17 protein-coding genes and 1 tRNA gene are annotated in these 16,242 nt (G+C 66.9%); 11 read left to right on the forward strand and 7 right to left on the reverse strand.

What is annotated here, in order from left to right:
- Nucleotides 1–5: 5 nt before the first annotated feature.
- The 6 genes from ACNQPB_RS19545 (at nt 6) to ACNQPB_RS19570 (ending at nt 5,321) form a co-directional block, all read left to right on the forward strand.
- Nucleotides 6–575 carry a PadR family transcriptional regulator gene (locus ACNQPB_RS19545; protein ID WP_498754087.1) on the forward strand — a complete coding sequence of 190 codons (570 nt, stop codon included), beginning with the start codon at nt 6–8 and terminating at the stop codon, nt 573–575.
- A gap of 99 nt (nt 576–674) precedes the next feature.
- Nucleotides 675–2,963: a carbon starvation CstA family protein gene (locus ACNQPB_RS19550; protein ID WP_498754088.1), complete on the forward strand. Its 2,289-nt coding sequence runs from the start codon at nt 675–677 to the stop codon at nt 2,961–2,963.
- A complete protein-coding gene (locus ACNQPB_RS19555; RefSeq protein ID WP_498754089.1) occupies nt 2,963–3,166 on the forward strand; it encodes a YbdD/YjiX family protein in 204 nt (67 codons plus the stop codon). The genes ACNQPB_RS19550 and ACNQPB_RS19555 overlap by 1 nt, the downstream gene beginning before the upstream one ends.
- A 78-nt stretch (nt 3,167–3,244) precedes the next feature.
- A complete protein-coding gene (locus tag ACNQPB_RS19560) occupies nt 3,245–3,904 on the forward strand; it encodes a bacterial proteasome activator family protein (RefSeq protein ID WP_498754090.1) in 660 nt (219 codons plus the stop codon).
- A 7-nt stretch (nt 3,905–3,911) separates the two neighbouring features.
- Nucleotides 3,912–4,352, forward strand: coding sequence for a hypothetical protein (locus tag ACNQPB_RS19565; RefSeq protein WP_498754091.1), 441 nt, complete (start codon nt 3,912–3,914; stop codon nt 4,350–4,352).
- Nucleotides 4,353–4,481: 129 nt separating this feature from the next.
- Nucleotides 4,482–5,321: an aldo/keto reductase gene (locus ACNQPB_RS19570; protein ID WP_498754092.1), complete on the forward strand. Its 840-nt coding sequence runs from the start codon at nt 4,482–4,484 to the stop codon at nt 5,319–5,321.
- A 93-nt stretch (nt 5,322–5,414) separates the two neighbouring features.
- Here ACNQPB_RS19570 and ACNQPB_RS19575 read toward each other — a convergent pair whose 3' ends face one another.
- Nucleotides 5,415–5,810 (reverse strand): winged helix-turn-helix transcriptional regulator, encoded by a 396-nt coding sequence (locus ACNQPB_RS19575; protein WP_498754093.1) that lies wholly within the window; start codon nt 5,808–5,810, stop codon nt 5,415–5,417.
- Nucleotides 5,811–5,915: 105 nt separating this feature from the next.
- On the opposite strand from ACNQPB_RS19575, the gene ACNQPB_RS19580 reads away from it, so the two are divergent.
- Nucleotides 5,916–6,815: an alcohol dehydrogenase catalytic domain-containing protein gene (locus ACNQPB_RS19580; RefSeq protein ID WP_498754094.1), complete on the forward strand. Its 900-nt coding sequence runs from the start codon at nt 5,916–5,918 to the stop codon at nt 6,813–6,815.
- Here ACNQPB_RS19580 and ACNQPB_RS19585 read toward each other — a convergent pair.
- Both ACNQPB_RS19585 and ACNQPB_RS19590 read right to left on the reverse strand, forming a co-directional pair.
- Entirely contained in the window at nt 6,787–7,983 is a 1,197-nt protein-coding gene (locus ACNQPB_RS19585) for an FUSC family protein (RefSeq protein WP_498754095.1), read from the reverse strand. The two genes, ACNQPB_RS19580 and ACNQPB_RS19585, sit on opposite strands and share 29 nt — an antisense overlap.
- Nucleotides 7,984–8,191: 208 nt before the next feature.
- Nucleotides 8,192–8,264, reverse strand: a tRNA-Thr gene (locus ACNQPB_RS19590).
- A 310-nt stretch (nt 8,265–8,574) separates the two neighbouring features.
- Here ACNQPB_RS19590 and ACNQPB_RS19595 point away from each other — a divergent pair.
- Entirely contained in the window at nt 8,575–9,315 is a 741-nt protein-coding gene (locus tag ACNQPB_RS19595) for an HAD-IA family hydrolase (protein WP_498754096.1), read from the forward strand.
- A gap of 31 nt (nt 9,316–9,346) precedes the next feature.
- Here ACNQPB_RS19595 and ACNQPB_RS19600 read toward each other — a convergent pair whose 3' ends face one another.
- The 3 genes from ACNQPB_RS19600 to tmk are packed head-to-tail and all read right to left on the reverse strand — an operon-like array spanning nt 9,347 to nt 12,784.
- Nucleotides 9,347–10,933, reverse strand: coding sequence for an alpha/beta hydrolase (locus ACNQPB_RS19600; RefSeq protein ID WP_498754097.1), 1,587 nt, complete (start codon nt 10,931–10,933; stop codon nt 9,347–9,349).
- Between the two features lie 49 nt (nt 10,934–10,982).
- Nucleotides 10,983–12,128, reverse strand: a complete 1,146-nt coding sequence (locus tag ACNQPB_RS19605; protein ID WP_498754098.1) for a DNA polymerase III subunit delta' — start codon at nt 12,126–12,128, stop codon at nt 10,983–10,985.
- On the reverse strand, nt 12,125–12,784 hold the full coding sequence (tmk, locus tag ACNQPB_RS19610) for a dTMP kinase (RefSeq protein WP_498754099.1): 660 nt from the start codon (nt 12,782–12,784) through the stop codon (nt 12,125–12,127). Before tmk ends, ACNQPB_RS19605 begins: the two co-directional genes overlap by 4 nt.
- Before the next feature lie 88 nt (nt 12,785–12,872).
- Here tmk and ACNQPB_RS19615 point away from each other — a divergent pair, with 88 nt between their 5' ends.
- Both ACNQPB_RS19615 and ACNQPB_RS19620 read left to right on the forward strand, forming a co-directional pair.
- Nucleotides 12,873–14,057, forward strand: a complete 1,185-nt coding sequence (locus tag ACNQPB_RS19615) for a trans-sulfuration enzyme family protein (protein WP_498754100.1) — start codon at nt 12,873–12,875, stop codon at nt 14,055–14,057.
- Nucleotides 14,058–14,098: 41 nt separating this feature from the next.
- Nucleotides 14,099–14,449, forward strand: coding sequence for a DUF2516 family protein (locus ACNQPB_RS19620; protein ID WP_498754101.1), 351 nt, complete (start codon nt 14,099–14,101; stop codon nt 14,447–14,449).
- A gap of 27 nt (nt 14,450–14,476) precedes the next feature.
- On the opposite strand, the gene ACNQPB_RS19625 is transcribed toward ACNQPB_RS19620, so the two are convergent.
- Nucleotides 14,477–15,289 carry a class I SAM-dependent methyltransferase gene (locus tag ACNQPB_RS19625; RefSeq protein WP_498754102.1) on the reverse strand — a complete coding sequence of 271 codons (813 nt, stop codon included), beginning with the start codon at nt 15,287–15,289 and terminating at the stop codon, nt 14,477–14,479.
- Nucleotides 15,290–15,378: 89 nt separating this feature from the next.
- On the opposite strand from ACNQPB_RS19625, the gene ACNQPB_RS19630 reads away from it, so the two are divergent.
- Entirely contained in the window at nt 15,379–16,125 is a 747-nt protein-coding gene (locus ACNQPB_RS19630; RefSeq protein WP_498754103.1) for a phosphoglyceromutase, read from the forward strand.
- Nucleotides 16,126–16,242: the final 117 nt, after the last annotated feature.

Below are 16,242 nucleotides of genomic sequence, written 5' to 3' on the forward strand. Positions count from 1 at the left end.
GGGACATGGCAATCCGGCACGGCATCCTGGCACTGCTCCAGGACAAAGCCCGCTACGGCTATGACCTCCGGGCCGAGTTCGAGGCCCGGACCGGTGCAGTCTGGCCGCTGAACATCGGGCAGGTCTACTCCACGCTGGACCGGCTGGAGCGGGACGGCATGGTCACCCGGGAGGGGGCCGATGGCGAGGGCCATGTCATCTACAGCCTCAGCCCGGCCGGCCGGGACGAACTGGGGCAGTGGCTTTCGACGGCGGTGGGCCGCGAAGCCCCGCCACGGAACGAGCTCGCCATCAAGCTGTCGCTCGCCGCCACACTGCCCGAAGCGGACCTGCCTGCAATCATCCAGGAGCAGCGGGCAGCCTCGCTCGCGAAACTGCAGGAACTCAGCCAGCTGCGCAAGGATGCCTCCGGCACGTCCCGCGCCGCCGACACCGCCCGGCTCATGGTCCTGGATTCCCTGGTGTTCCAGCTGGAGGCCGAGGTGCGCTGGCTGGACCTGTGCGAGGCGCGGCTGGTCCACACCGGGCAGATCGCCCCTGTCCTGCCCGAGGCGGATCCGGCGGCCGCCCGCTGAGCAGCGGCCTTTCGTTTGACATGGCTTTGTCCGGGGGCCTTGCTACAGTGCGCCTAACGCCAAACCACTGTTCTCAGGAACCGGTCTCAAGGAGGAGCCATGGGTACACAGCCGAACGGGAAAGGCCCGGAATCCGCTCAAACTGACGTCCTCGAACTCGATCCGGAGCTGCCGCCGCCCGCAGTTGACGACGCCGTCAGGGAAGTGGAGGAGCGGCGCTGGACTCCCGGGAAAATCGCCCTTTGGGTGGCCATTTCGCTGCTCGGAGCCGTGGCCTGGTTCATGGTCGCCCTGGTCCGCGGCGAGACCGTCAACGCCGTCTGGTTCGTCTTCGCGGCAGTCTGCACGTACCTCATCGGGTACCGCTTCTACTCCCGGGTGATCGAACGCTACCTTCTGAAGCCCGACGACCGGCGGGCAACTCCGGCCGAATACAAGGCGGACGGGAAGGACTACGTCCGGACGGACCGGAATGTGCTCTTCGGCCACCACTTCGCCGCGATCGCCGGCGCCGGTCCCTTGGTGGGGCCGATCATCGCCGCCCAGATGGGGTACCTGCCGGGCACCATCTGGATCATCATCGGCGTCGTCCTCGCCGGGGCTGTCCAGGACTACCTGGTGATGTTCTTCTCCATGCGCCGCGGTGGCCGTTCCCTGGGCCAGATGGCGCGGGAAGAGCTCGGCGTGATCGGCGGAACGGCGGCCCTTGTGGCCACCCTGCTCATCATGATCATCATCGTGGCCATCCTGGCACTGGTGGTGGTCAACGCCTTGGGCGAGAGCCCGTGGGGCGTCTTCTCAGTGGGGATGACCATCCCGATCGCCCTGTTCATGGGCGTCTACCTGCGCTTCATCCGTCCCGGCAAGGTCATGGAAGTTTCGATCATCGGCTTCGTGCTGCTGATGGCCGCGATCATCGGCGGCGGCATGGTGGCCGGCACGCCGTGGGGCGCGTCCTTCTTCCATCTGGACAAGACAACCATCGCCTGGGGAATCATCGTCTACGGCTTCATCGCCGCCATCCTGCCGGTCTGGCTGCTTCTCGCGCCGCGGGACTACCTGTCCACGTTCATGAAGATCGGCGTGATCGTCATGCTGGCCGTGGCCATCATTGTGGTGCGCCCCGAAATCACAGTGCCGGCCTTCAGCGAATTTGCGGGCCGGGAGAACGGTCCCGTGTTCTCCGGGGCCCTGTTCCCGTTCCTGTTCGTCACCATCGCCTGCGGTGCACTTTCCGGCTTCCATGCCCTGATTTCCTCGGGCACCACGCCCAAGCTGGTGGAGAAGGAGCGCCAGACCCGCTTCATCGGCTACGGCGGCATGCTCATGGAATCCTTCGTCGCCATCATGGCACTGGTGGCAGCGATCTCCATTGACCGCGGTATCTACTTCGCCATGAACGCCCCTGCGGCCCTCACCGGCGGCACGGTCGAAACCGCCGCCCAATGGGTCAACAGCCTGGGCTTGTCCGGCGTCAACCTGACTCCGGCGGACCTGGCGCAGACAGCCCAAAACGTCGGCGAGCCGAGCATCGTCTCGCGTTCGGGCGGTGCGCCGACCCTGGCAGTCGGCCTGGCGCACATCATGCAGCAATTCATTGGCGGCACCGCGATGATGGCGTTCTGGTACCACTTCGCCATCATGTTCGAGGCGTTGTTCATCCTGACCGCCGTGGACGCCGGCACCCGGGTGGCCCGGTTCATGCTGCAGGACTCGATCGGAAACTTCGTCCCGAGGTTCAAGGAAGCGTCCTGGCGTCCCGGAGCTTGGCTGTGCACCGCGGTCATGGTCGCGGGTTGGGGTTACATCCTGATCCTCGGCGTCACCGACCCCTTGGGCGGCATCAATACCTTCTTCCCGCTGTTCGGCATCGCCAACCAGTTGCTCGCCGCGATCGCCCTCGCCGTCTGCATGGCCATCGCCGCGAAACGGGGATCTTTCAGGTTCCTGTGGATTGTCGGGGTACCGCTGGCGTTCGCCGCCGTCGTGACCATCACTGCGAGTTTCCAGAAGATCTTCTCGCCTGTGCCTGCGGTGGGGTACTTCGCCAACAACGCCGCCTTCGCCAAGGCCTTGGCCGAAGGCAAGACCTCCTTCGGCACGGCCAAGACCGTGGCCGCCATAGAAGCAGTATTCCGAAACACCATGGTCCAAGGCGTCCTCTCGGTGGTCTTCGTGGTGCTGAGCATCATCGTGATCATCGCCGCCATTACTGCCACGCTGAAGGCCTTCCGTGACGGCGGCGGCCCCAGCCACGAGGACGCACCGCGGCCGTCGCGGGTCTTTGCACCGTCCGGGCTGATCCCGACGGCGGCTGAGCGTGAGCTGGCCGCGGTATGGGCGAAGGTCCCCGCAGCCAAGCTCCTCGACCGGCCGGGCCATCACTGATGGAACTGCTAACGGAAACACTGCGACGCTGGCTCCGGGGATTCGCTGCATATTTCCGGGGTGTGATGGGGGCCGACGCCTACCGGAAATACCTGGAACACCATGAGGCCTGCGGCCATCCTATGGCGCCGATGAGTGAGAGCCAGTTCTGGCGGGACCGGATGGACCGCCAGGACTCGAATCCGCAGGGAAGGTGCTGTTGAACGAGATGCTGCTCAACGCAGCATGCAGGGTGACGAATCGGGCGGCGGACGGCTTGCGGTGCATGAGAGTATGAAGCCATGAGTGATGTGGACGCCCCTCAGGACAGCAGCGACGACTCTGATGACATTCCAGTGGAAGGAACCACTCTGGATGATGACATCGCGGCAAAGGCTGCGGAAACCACAGAAGCCAAGGGAAACGGATACAAACCCGGGGGAAAGAAGCAGAGTTCCCTTCAGGACCTGATCGATGAACCCGCGAAGGTCATGCGGATCGGGACCATGGTCAGGCAGCTGCTCGAAGAAGTGAAGGCAGCCCCCTTGGACGACGCCGCCCGTGGCAGGCTCGCCGAGATTCACGAACGGTCCATCAAGGAGCTCGAGGACGGCCTGGCGCCGGAACTTGTCGAGGAACTTGAACGGATCAGCCTGCCGCTCCCGGAGGGCGCTCCGCCGTCGGACGCCGAGCTGCGTATCGCACAAGCCCAGCTGGTGGGCTGGCTGGAAGGGCTCTTCCACGGCATCCAAGCTGCACTCGCCGCACAGCAGGCCGCCCGGGAGCATGCCACCACGCAAATGCAGTTGCGGCAGCTGCCGCCCGGGACCATGATCGCGCCCGGCGTCGTCATCGGGGCCAACGGCGAACCGCAGCGGGCTCCCGCCCGCCGGGGGGAACCCGGAAAAGGCCAGACCGGGGTCGCCGACGATGCGGACCATGGTCCCGGCCAGTACCTCTGAGCGTCGCTTGGGTATCTTTGGGGAGCTCCGCCAAGGGCGGAGGGATGACGCCGAACTCGGCAAGGGCCTGTGGCGGCGTGCCCACGATCGTTTCCACCGGGGCCTCGACCGGTACCACCAGGTGCTCGAAGGTGTGGAGGACGAGCAACTGTACGGCGAGCTCGTTGTCATCGCCAATGAGCTTGCCGGGCTGTCCGCCCGGGTGCGCGGAGTGTGCATCGAGGCCCAGCGGCTCGTGCCCAGCGAGGGCCTGGACATTCCGGGCCAGTTGGCGGATGTGCACCGGGCCCTGTCCAAGGCGGGAAACTCGCTTGCGACGACGGCGGAGGCAGCCGCGATGCTGCGGCTCGCCATCCCCGCGGCCACGGCGGGTGCGGCGTCCGTGCGCCGGCGGGCGGAGGCTGTCCACGAGCACGTGGACGAGGCCGAGCGCCTCATGCGCAGCTAACCCATGCGCAACCAGCACGGAGACGTTCCCGGGAACCCGGATTATTCCCGCATGACGGGAATTAAGCGCGGAGCTTAGCTGCTGCGGAAACCATGGCGACGGTATCTGCGGGGCTGGCAGGATGTGTCCATGACTTCGTCTCCGAATCTGACTTTTAACGACGGCAACTCCATTCCCCAGCTCGGCTACGGGGTGTGGCAGGTTGAGGACGATGTAGCCGAAAAGGTAGTCCGCCAGGCATTCGAGGCAGGTTACCGCCATATCGACACTGCCAGGATCTACGGCAACGAGGCGGGTGTGGGCCGCGCGATCGCAACCTCCGGTCTGAAGCCTGAGGAAATCTTCATTACCACCAAGCTGTGGAACGCCGACCAGGGCTATGAGTCCACGCTCGAAGCGTTTGAATCTTCCATGGACCGCCTCGGCCTGGAAACCCTGGATCTCTACCTGATCCACTGGATGCAGCCCAAGCAGGACAAGTACGTGGACACCTGGAAGGCGCTGATCGAGCTGCAGAAGCGCGGACGCGTGAAGAGCATCGGCGTTTCCAACTTCAGCAAGGAGGGCCTGCAGCGCCTGATCGACGAGACCGGAGTGGTACCGGCGATCCACCAGATCGAGCTGCACCCGTTCTTCAACCAGGCGGAGCTGCGCGAGTTCAACGCAGCCAACGGCATCCTGACCCAGGCCTGGTCCCCGCTTGGCCAGGGCGGCGAACTGCTGTCCGACGGGACGATTGCGGGCATCGCCGCGAAGCACGGCGCAACTCCGGCTCAGGTCGTCGTCGCCTGGCACCTGGCCATCGGCAACGTCGTGATCCCGAAGTCCGTCACCGAATCCCGGATCGTGGAGAACTTCGAATCCCTCGGCGTCACGCTCGACGCAGCGGACATCGAGGCCATCAACGGCCTGGACCGCGGCGCGGACGGCCGCATCGGACCGGACCCGGCGGTTTCCGACTTCGCCTGACCGGCACGGCCAGCCACCGCCCGGATAGGCTGAAAGACCGCAGGAGGGGCCCGCACTCGTGGAGTGCGGGCCCCTCCTGCGTGGCCGGCGCGCCTACGCCTCGTCGTAGCGTCCCCTGGCAGCGAACACCTCGGGCATGTTGTCTTCTGCCCACAGCTTCAGCTGGCCCATGACCTTCAACAGGGAACTTCCGAGTTCCGTCAGGGAGTAGGTCACCGTCACCGGGACGGTGGCTTCGACGTCCCGGTGCACCAAGCCGTCACGTTCGAGGTTCCGCAAGGTCTGTGTCAGCATTTTTTGGCTGACCCCTGCTACAACCCGGGCGATCTCGGAGTACCGGGCAGGGCCTTCTCCCAGTTCGGTGAGGACCAGGACCACCCACTTGTTTGAAATCCGCTCCAGGAGCTGGCGGCTGGGGCACGCCGCCAGGTACGCGTCATAGTCGTACTTCTGTGCAGTGCGCCGCTGCGCCGCCGTTGTCGTGGCCATGCTTACCTCCGCGGGGGATACGCACTCTCAGGTGCCTACTTACCAAAAGAGAGTAAGGCCGGAAGGATCGGATAGGAAAACACGCCAATCCTTCAAGGAGGACAAATGAAGACAGCCATTGCCACGCCCAACGGAATCGAGCTCGCCGAACTGGAGGAGCTGGCGCCCGGCCCCGGCGAGGTATTGCTCGAAGTACGGGCCGCCGCGGTGAACCCTGTCGACGCCATGATCGAGGCCGGCGTGCCGCGGGAGCTGGGATGGGTGCCGGCGGACGCCCCGATCGGGCTCGGCGCGGATGTTGCGGGAACCGTGCTCGCCGTCGGGGCCGGCGTCGCCGTTGAACGGCCGGAACTGGCCCCGGGTGTGCGGGTCGCCGGATTCCGCGGCGACTTCGTTTCACCCCGCGGCACCTTCGCCCATCAGGTGGTGCTGCCGGCCGCATCGCTCGCGATCATCCCCGACGCCTTGGACTTCGTCGAGGCGGCGACCATTCCGCTGAATTCCTCGACTGCCGCCCAGGCCATCGCCCTCGCGGGGGAACCGTCCGGCACCCTGCTCGTCACCGGAGCGGCGGGCGCGGTCGGAGGCCTTGCCGTCACCCTGGCCCGCCGCGCCGGGTGGCGGGTCGCGGCACTCGCCCGGCCGGCCGACGTCGGCTTCCTCCGTGAGGCCGGCGCCGAGGAAATCGTCGCCGGCCTCGGGGCGGCCCGTTTCGATGCGGTGCTGGATGCGGCGGCGCTGGGGGAGCCGGCGGTGGACGCCGTGGCCGACGGCGGGAGGTACGTGGGGCTGGTTCCGCCGGCCCTGCCGGTCTCCGAGCGGGTGACGACGACGGCACTGGTGGCCGTGCCGGAAAGCACCGAAGTCGCCACGCACCTTGGTTTGGCGGCCGACGGCGTGCTGGCGCCCCGGGTGTTCGCGGCCTGGCCTTTGGAACGGGCTGCCGAGGCGATTGCCGCCGTCGCGGCGGGAGGCGTCAGGGGCCGTTACGTCCTGGTGCCATAGACGCAGCTGCGGATCGTTGAGCCGCGGAGGGCTGCAGGTCAAGGTCCTCGGCAGGACTGCTGAAGGACGCCAAGTTCGGAAGTACTGCGAGGGCTTCAGTGTGGGTGGCGCCGGCGGCTTCCATCAGGTCGACCATGAATGGGCGGAATGTCAGGATCAGGGCCTGGCCCTCCACCGTTGCCGCGTGGAAGCGGTCCGGCGCCAGCTCAGCCGCCAAGTGCATCAGCTGGCTCAGGGTTTGCCGGATTCCGGACTCCCTGCGTTTCGGGTCCCGCTCGCAGTAGTTCTCGCCGAGCCCGGCCACGAGCTGGGCCGTGTGCTTCAGGAAGCGCGAAAATTGGAGCGCTCCCTCCTCCGGGAGGGCCAGATTGTTGATGGAGTGAGTGAGTCGTCGGCTGAAGACACGGCTGTTCCTGAGCGCAAGGTCCAGCTTTTCCGCCGTTAGCAAAGAACGCCGGATGTGCTCCCTGTGGCGCCACTGGAACGGGGAGATGATGGTTCCTTCCCGCGCCTTGCCCATGACTTCCTTGGCTTCGACAATGACGGATTGGCTGTTCCGTGCCCGTATGAGGGCGTGCCACGCCAGGGTTGAATCGTTCGCCTCGAGTGCTTCCGAGGTGCCGAGAAGCACAGCGGAGATTTCATGGGTCAGTTTGCGGATGGCTTCGCGCGGCCTTTTGAGCCGCACTGTCGGCACAACGGCCGTGGCAATCCAGGCGATGGCCCCGCCAACCGAGGCATCGAGGATCGTGTGCAGTGAAGAACCCTGGGCGGAGGGGATCATCGCCACGAGGGCTGCCTGAATCGCCATCTGTGTGGCGAATACTGCGCCCTTGTTGAGGAACCGGGCCATCAACGTGGCAACGAAAACAATCAGTATTGCTTGTGCCGGGCCGTTCCCCAGGATGCGGGTGAGCACTACGCCCGCTGTCACGCCGAGCATGCACCCGATGGCCACCTCCAAAGCTCTGCGCGTGCGCCAGTCTCCGGAGAACTGCAGTGTGAGCAAGGCAGCAACGGCGGCGAACACAGGACTTGCGTGGCCGAGGACATGCTCAGCAAACAGATAGGCCGTCACTGCACACAGAGCCATCACGAATGACTGGCCGATGGAAGCCTTGCATCGGTGGTATCCGGCGCGGAGATACGTCAGGAGGCGGTTGGCCATGGCTGGGGAATTCCTTCTTCCTGCCCGCCATGCGACGGGCAGCGGCATCGCAATCGGGGCACGCCCACTGGCTATGCAGGGGCTACCCAAAACGTAGCCGGGAATCATTTCGTGCACGTTGCCGCGGAATTACTGCGGGTTGCCGGCCCTGGACTGCGGCAGAAAACAAACAAGCCCCGCCATTCCAAGGAATGGCGGGGCTTTTTCGAGCTTCCTATCAGAATCGAACTGATGACCTTTTCATTACGAGTGAAACGCTCTACCGACTGAGCTAAGGAAGCACCGCGGTTCTTCCGGAAGGACCGGCTGAATCACGCAAGACACAACTGTAATGGAGCCACCGCGCCCGGGTCAAAACGGTTCCGGGCCACCGGAGGCCTGCCCCCCCGGGCCGCCGGGAACCCGGCCGATCGGGCAACCGGAAGCCTGCGCTCCGGACGGCCGGTAGCAGCGTTGGGACGGAGTTCATCCGCCTGTCAGCCATGGTTCAGCGGGCCGTCGCGGGCCGGGCTGAAGCTGGGCGGAACACCATGGTGGTTGATGCCGGCCACCGACGCCGGGACCCGCGGGGTCCGCCAGCAAAGGGGAACGATGAACATCGACAGCATGGGGTCAGCCGGGAACCTTGAAGGCCTTGCAAGGCCTCCGCGCCTGCGGCTGGCGGTCCTGGATATGGTCGGCACCACCATCACCGACGATGGCCGCACCGAGCAGGCCATGGCCCGGGCCCTGCTCGAACACGGCGTGGGGCCGGGGTCCAGGCGCTTCGAGAGCATGCTCGGCTACGCCCGGGACACCATGGGGTATTCGAAGCTGACCGTCTTCACACACCTCTTCGAGGACCTGCGCCTGGCCGAAAGTGCCAACAAGACCTTTGAACTGGCCTACGACGAACTGATCGCCGACGGCGGGGTCCGCCCCATTCCGGGAGCTGCGGAAACCATCGCCTGGCTGCGCGACGCCGGCATGAAGGTCTGCCTGGCAACGGGCTTCGGCCGCCATACCCAGAACATGGTCCTTGAATCCCTTGGCTGGATGGGGGAGGCGGACCTCAGCCTGTGCCCGGACGACGCCGGCCGCGGCCGCCCCTACCCGGACATGATCCTCACCGCGCTGCTCGCCCTCGACCTGGACGATGTCCGCGAAGTCGCGGTCGTAGGGGACACCAGTTCGGACATGGTTTCCGGTGTCCGGGCGGGGGCCTCCGCCGTAGTGGGAGTCCTCAGCGGTGCCCATTCGGAGGCGACGTTACGCGCCGCCGGGGCCACCGCCGTCGTACCTTCGATCCGGAACCTGCCGGCACTGCTGGAACCCCGCGCGGCCAGGCTGTAGCGAGGCGGCCCGGCTGTAGCCGGGCGCCCCGTCAGCAGTGGGTGCCGTCGGCGGGCAGCTTGCCGTCCAGGAAGTAGTCGTCGACGGCGGTGGAAACGCAGCGGTTGGAGCGGCCGTACGCGGTGTGGCCTTCGCCCTTCCAGGTCACCAGGGACGCGTTGCCGAGCTGCTTGCGCATGGCCTCGGCCCAGGGGAGGGGGGTGGCGGGGTCGCCGGTGGTGCCGATGACAACGATCGGGGACTGGCCGCTGTACTTGGCCGGTGCAGGGGAGCCGGCCGGCTTGAACGGCCAGTCCCTGCAGTTCAGCCCGCCGTAGGCAAAGTACGGCCCGAAGGTGGGAGCCAGCTTCGTAAGGTGTTCTGCTTCGGCCCGCATGCCTGCGGTATCGGTGACCATGGGGTAGTCGAGGCAGTTGATGGCGTTGAAGGCGAAGCCGGTATTGGAGTTGTATGTGCCATCCGGATTACGGTCGGCCCCGATGTCGGCGATGCGCAGCATGAGGGACACATCGCCGTCGAATGCCGCGCCAAGCGCCTCGGTGAGGGCCGGCCATGAGGAGTCGTCGTAGAGCGGCGTGTACAGGCCGCTCACCAAGGTGGGTCCCGTGACCAGGCGGCCATCGGTTGCCCGTTCAGGATGGGCTTCAACGGCAGCCACCAGCTCCCGGATCTGTCCCATCGCTTCGTCCACGCTGCCGGACATGGGGCAGTTTGCCTGTCCCAGGCAGTCCTCCACGTAGCGGCGCAGGGCCTTCTCGAAAGCGTCCACCTGCTGCGCCGTCAGGTCCTCGTAGTTGAGCGCCAGGTTCAGGGCTCCGTCGAGCACGAGCCTGCCCACGTTGTCCGGGAAAAGTTCCGCATACGTTGCCCCGAGCGCCGTTCCGTAGGAGTAGCCCAGGTAGTTCAGCTTGGCGTCGCCGAGCACGGCCCGGAGGATGTCCATGTCCTTCGCCGAGCTCACGGTGTCGATGTGGGCAAGGGCCGGGCCGGATTTCGCCACGCACTCGGCAATGACTTCCTTGTTGTCGGCGATGGCCGACTGGAGGCCTGCATCGGTGTTGTACCGGTACACCTTTTCGCGGGCTGCGTCCCGTTCGCTGTCGCTGAGGCAGGTCACCGGAGCGGACCGCTTCACGCCGCGCGGGTCGAAGCCCACCATGTCGAAGCCGGCCCGCAGTTTCGCCGTGAAGTGGGTCCGTGCCGCGTCCTTGACGAAGTCATACCCGGAAGCGCCCGGGCCTCCAGGGTTCACCAGGATGGAGCCCTTCTTGCCGCTGCGGGCAGGGAGCCGGATCGCGGCGAGGACAATGCTGCCCGCCTCGGGGTGCGCGTAGTCGGTGGGAACCTTGATGTTGGCGCACTGGAAGCCCTTTTCACAGGAGCTCCAGTCCGCGTGCTGTGTGTAAAAGGACTCAAGTCCTTTCGGCACGGAGGGCCGGGCGTCCTGATTCTGGCCGCTTCCGCTCGTCGAAGTCCCTCCGGGGTTGCCGCCGAAGGGGAGGGAGAACACGCAGCCGCTGAGCAGGAGACCAAGTGAAAGCGCCGCCGCAATGACGCCCGTAACCCTGCGCAGAGGGCTCCGCCGGGGCTGTCCGGGCCAGGGTGTTGCGGGGTTCATGCGGTTCTCCTCATTGCTGCACGGGATGCGGGTGGCAGGGTTCCGGCTGTTACTGGATCAGGCTGCTTGCCATGGACTCTACTGCGAGCAGCGGTGCCACGTTGCTCGTGGTGATCCGGACCCGCGCCTTGTTGATGGCATCCATCCGGGCCAGGGTGGTCTCGGGCGTCGAGGCGGCGGCGTAGGCCTCCAGCTCATTCTTGAGTTCAACGTTGACCAGTTCCACGGCGTTCCCCAGCTGGATCACCAGGACGTCGCGGTAGAAGGAGAGCAGGTCCGTGAGCGTGCGGTCCAGGGAGTCCGTGACCGAGCGCTTGGCGCGGCGCTTCTGGTCGTCTTCGAGTTGCTTGACCTGGCTCCGCATGGCCGGGGGCAGGGTTCCCGTGTCCGGTGCCCCGAGGGTCGCCAGGAGCGAGGCCTTCTCCGTGGCGTCACGCTCTTCATTCGAACTGTTCGCCTCATCCGTGGCGATTTTCACGAGCTTCTCGGCCATCATGACGGCGGCGGTCACCCCTCGCAGCCCCAAAGGGAAACGGACCGTTTCCAGCCGCCGCTCGCGGGCTTCGGGATCACGGGCCAGGCGCCGGGCTATCCCCACGTGGCTTTGCGCAGCCCGCGCCGCACGTTCAGCCAGGCCGGGTTCGACGCCGTCGCGCTTTACCAGAAGCGCGGCGACGTCCGCTGGCGGAGGAAGCCGCAGCCCCACCGGGCGGCAACGCGAGCGGATGGTGACCAGCACGTCCGCGGGGGAGGGGGCGCACAGCATCCAGATGGTGCGGGGCGTCGGTTCCTCGATCGCTTTCAGGAGCACGTTGGTGGTGCGCTCGGCCATGCGGTCGGCATCCTCCACCACGATGATCCGCCAGCGGCCCGACGACGGCCGGTCACCGGCCTTGGCCACCAGCTGCCTCGCTTCCTCGATGGTGATGGTGACCTTCTCGGTGCGGACGAAAGTCACGTCCGAATGGGTTTCGGCCAGGATGGTATGGCAGGAAGCGCATTCGCCGCAGCCGCGCAGGGCCACGTCTTCCTGTTCGCAGTTGAGGGCGGCGGCGAACGCCTTGGCGGCGTTGGAGCGGCCGGAACCCGGCGGGCCCGTGAACAGCCAGGCGTGTGTCAGCCCATCGCCCTGTGCGGCTTGCCGCAACTGGGCCACCACCGGCGCCTGGCCCTGAAGGTCGTCCCAGACCGTCACGGCCTGCCTCCGGAAACCGGTGTCTCCAGCAATTGCCGCACCCGCTCGAGGATTCGTGCGGCGAGGTCTTCCACCGGGGCCTTCGCCGGGAGCACGAGGTATCCCTCGGGCCGCGCCGCAGCCAAGTCCAGGAAGGCGTGGCGGATGCGGGAATGGAAATCGTCGGGTTCGGATTCCAGCCGGTCTTCCCCGGCCTCGCCGGCGGTCCGCCGCTCGCGGCCGTCTTCGGGATGGACGTCCAGCAGCACCGTCAGGTCAGGTTCCAGGTTCTCGGTGGCCCATTCGTTGAGCCTGCGGACCTCGGCGGTGCCCAGCCCGCGTCCGGCACCCTGGTACGCCACCGAGGAGTCGATGTAGCGGTCGGTGATGACGACGGCGCCCTCCGCCAAGGCGGGCCGGATCACCTGGTGCGCGTGGGCGGCCCGGGAGGCGGCGAACATCAGGGCCTCGGTGCGGGCGTCGATGGTGCCATGGCCGTGGTCCAGCACAAGGGAACGCAGCTTCTCGCCGATTGGCGTTCCGCCCGGTTCCCGGGTCCGCAGCACGGTGTGGCCGAGCGATTCGAGGGCCTGCGCCAGCCGGGCGGCCTGCGTGGACTTGCCCGCTCCGTCCCCGCCCTCGAAGGCGATGAAGATTCCTCGGCTCTGTGTAGTCACGGATCTAAGGTTACAGAGGAACCCTGACAGTAAAGACGACTGCTGGGCCGGACCGTAACGCGCTCCCTCCCGAATTACCCTTGTAGCCATGAGCCTTTCCCGAGAGCACGCCGCGGAACTGTCCGCCGATACCGTAGTGGTGGCGGCAGGCCGCCCCGAACGCGCACACGACGAAGCCGTGAACCCACCCATCGTCCTGTCCTCCACCTACTTCGGAACCGGCGCGCTGGGCGACGGTGACCGCGGCTACGGGCGCTACGCGAACCCCACCTGGGACCCGTTCGAGGAGGCGCTCGCGCAGCTTGAAGGCGCGGAGCTTCCCGGCCTGCTCTATGCCTCGGGACTCGCGGCGGTCAGTTCGGCCCTGTCACTGATTCCCGCCGGCGGAGTCCTGGTCATGCCTTCGCACAGCTACTCCGGCTCCCTCGTGATGGCCTCGGAACTCGCGGCCAAGGGACACCTCGAGCTGCGCACCGTGGACATCGCGGACACCCGCGCCGTGAAAGCCCAGCTCGCTCCCGTGGACGGCAAAGCCGCGGACATGCTCTGGGTGGAAAGCCCCACCAACCCGATGCTCGGCATCGCGGATGTCCGCGCGCTCACGGACGCGGCCCATGCCGCCGGGGCGATCGTCGTCACCGACAACACCTTCTCCACACCCCTGGTGCAGCAGCCGCTCAGCCTGGGCTCCGACGTCGTGCTCCACTCGGTGACGAAATACCTGGCCGGCCATTCCGACGTCGTCCTTGGCGCCGTCGTCACCTCCAATCCGGAGATCCGTGCCGAGCTGCTGCACCAGCGCACCATCCACGGCGGCATCGCCGGGCCTTTCGAGGCCTGGCTCGCGTTGCGCGGGCTGCGCACCCTGGCTTTGCGCGTTGAACGCTCGCAAGCGTCGGCCGCGATCCTGGCCGAACGACTGAAGCACCATCCGCGGGTGGAGGGCATCCGTTTCCCCGGCCTGCCGGCCGACCCCGGCCATGAGCGCGCCAGGAAGCAGATGAAGGGCTTCGGTTCAATCCTCTGCATCCAGGTGGCCGGCGACGCTTCCCGGAGTGCAGCGGAGGCCGCGGATGAACTCGTCCGGGCGCTGCGCCTCTGGATCCCGGCCACGTCCCTGGGCGGCGTCGAATCCCTCATCGAACGCCGGCGCCGGCACACGGCCGAGCCGGAGAGCGTCCCGGAAAACCTGGTCAGGCTGAGCGTCGGGATCGAGAACGTCGAGGACCTCTGGGCGGATCTGGAGCAGGCACTGGCCTCCCTGGAGGGATAGCCCGGCACCCGCTGCGGGGCCCTCGCAGGTACGCTTGGTCCGTGGACGGAAAATTCTTGATCGCGACCATCCAGAACGGCATCTATTTCATCCTGGGGCTGATTGCCTTCGGCCTGGAGCTGTGGGCGCTGGTGGATTGCCTGCGCTACAAGCCTGCCCAGTTCGAGGCGGCGTTCAAGCGCACCAAGACTTTCTGGCTTGCCATGACCGGCGTCTCCGCCGCGATCGGCGCCTTCTCCGTGTTTGTCGGCGGCGGCGGTCTGGGCCTCTTCGGGATCGCGGCCGTCACCGCTGCCAGCGTCTACCTGGCCGACGTCCGCCCGGCGTTGCGCGAAATCGGCAACAGCGGCCGCAGCCAGGGTCCTTATGGTCAGGGCCCGTACGGCTGGTAACCCCCGCTGGACGGCTGGTATCCACCGCTAGGCGGGCGACACCGCCATCCAGTCCACGGTCAATTCGCCCAGGCGCCAACGCGCCGGCCCGTCCTGGACCGGCCAGCCGGTGTCGCGCAGTGCAAGGCACATCGCGGTCCAGCGCTGCCGCTTGCCGAAGGATGCCATGGGTGCGGCCGCCAGCCATGCTTGGTCCATCGCCTGCAGGAAGGCGTGGATCCGTTCGCCCGGGACGTTGCGGTGGATGAGGGCTTTCGGCAGCCGTTCGGCCACGTCGGAGGGCAGTTCGAGGCTGCCGAAACGCACCGAGAAACTCAGGCTCAGCGGTCCGCCGGCACCAAGCGCCACCCACGTCATGCGCCGGCCCACCTCATCGCAGGTTCCGTCGATGAACAGCCCGCCCGGTGCCAGGCGTGAGCACACCAGGTCCCAGATCGCGGCCACATCCTCTTCTTCGTACTGCCGCAGCACGTTGAAGGCGCGCACCAGCACGGGCTTCCCGGGAACCGGCAGCTCGAATCCGCCGAGCTGGAAGCTCAGGCCCGGCCGCTCGAGTTCCTGGGCCAGCCGCACGCGTTCCGGTTCGATCTCGATCCCGCACACCCGCACGTCAGGGCGGACGGCCTGCAGCCGCTCGAAGAGTTCGACGGCGGTGGCCGGCGAGGCGCCGTAGCCCAGGTCAACCACTAAAGGGTCGACGGCGGCGCGCAGCCGCCAGGCCTGCGGGCCGGCGAGCCAGCGGTCCAGGCGGCGCATGCGGTTGGGGTTCGTGGTGCCGCGGGTGATGTTGCCTACCGGCTTGCCGCGTTTGCCTGTTACCCGTTCCGCTTTTTGGACCACCCCCCAAGGGTATCGGCCGGACGCTGCGCATGCCGCCGTCGGGCGTAACGCCCGGCAGCGCCGGGTGCCGCTCGGATAGGATGTGGACCATGACTTACAAGCTGATTCTGCTGCGCCACGGCCACAGCGACTGGAACGCCAAGAACCTGTTCACCGGCTGGGTGGACGTCGACCTGAACGACCAAGGCCGCGCGGAAGCAGCCCGCGGCGGGGAGCTCCTGGTTGAGAACAATGTTCTCCCGGACATCCTCTACACCTCGCTGCTCAAGCGTGCGATCAACACCGCCAATATCGCCCTGGACAAGGCCGACCGCGGCTGGATCCCGGTCAAGCGCGACTGGCGCCTGAACGAGCGCCACTACGGCGCCCTGCAGGGCAAGGACAAGGCACAGACCCTTGCCGAGTTCGGCGAAGAGCAGTTCATGGAATGGCGCCGCAGCTACGACACCCCGCCGCCGGCACTCTCCGACGACAGCGAGTTCTCGCAGGTCAACGATCCGCGCTACGCAGGCCTGGGCGATGCCCTGCCCCGCACCGAGTGCCTCAAGGACGTCCTCGTGCGCCTGATGCCGTACTGGGAATCGGACATCAAGGAAGACCTCAAGGCCGGCAAGACCGTCCTGGTCACCGCCCACGGCAACTCCCTGCGCGCCCTCGTCAAGCACCTCGACGGCATCAGCGACGACGACATCGCCGGCCTGAACATCCCCACCGGCATCCCGCTGGTGTACGAACTGGACGAGGACTTCCAGCCGATCAACCGTGGCGGCACCTACCTCGACCCCGAGGCCGCTGCCGAGTCCATCAAGGCCGTAGCCGCCCAGGGCAAAAAGTAGCAACAACGACGTCGGGGGCGGTCCCCCCCCCGGTGAGGCGGCGCCGCGGGAAGTAAGGCGGGGCCCCAAAAACAAACGGGCGCCCCGCGCCCCGGGGCCAGGGGCGGGGCCAGGGGG

The organism is Curtobacterium sp. LFS079 (assembly GCF_047977865.1).
Lineage (GTDB): Bacteria > Actinomycetota > Actinomycetes > Actinomycetales > Micrococcaceae > Arthrobacter.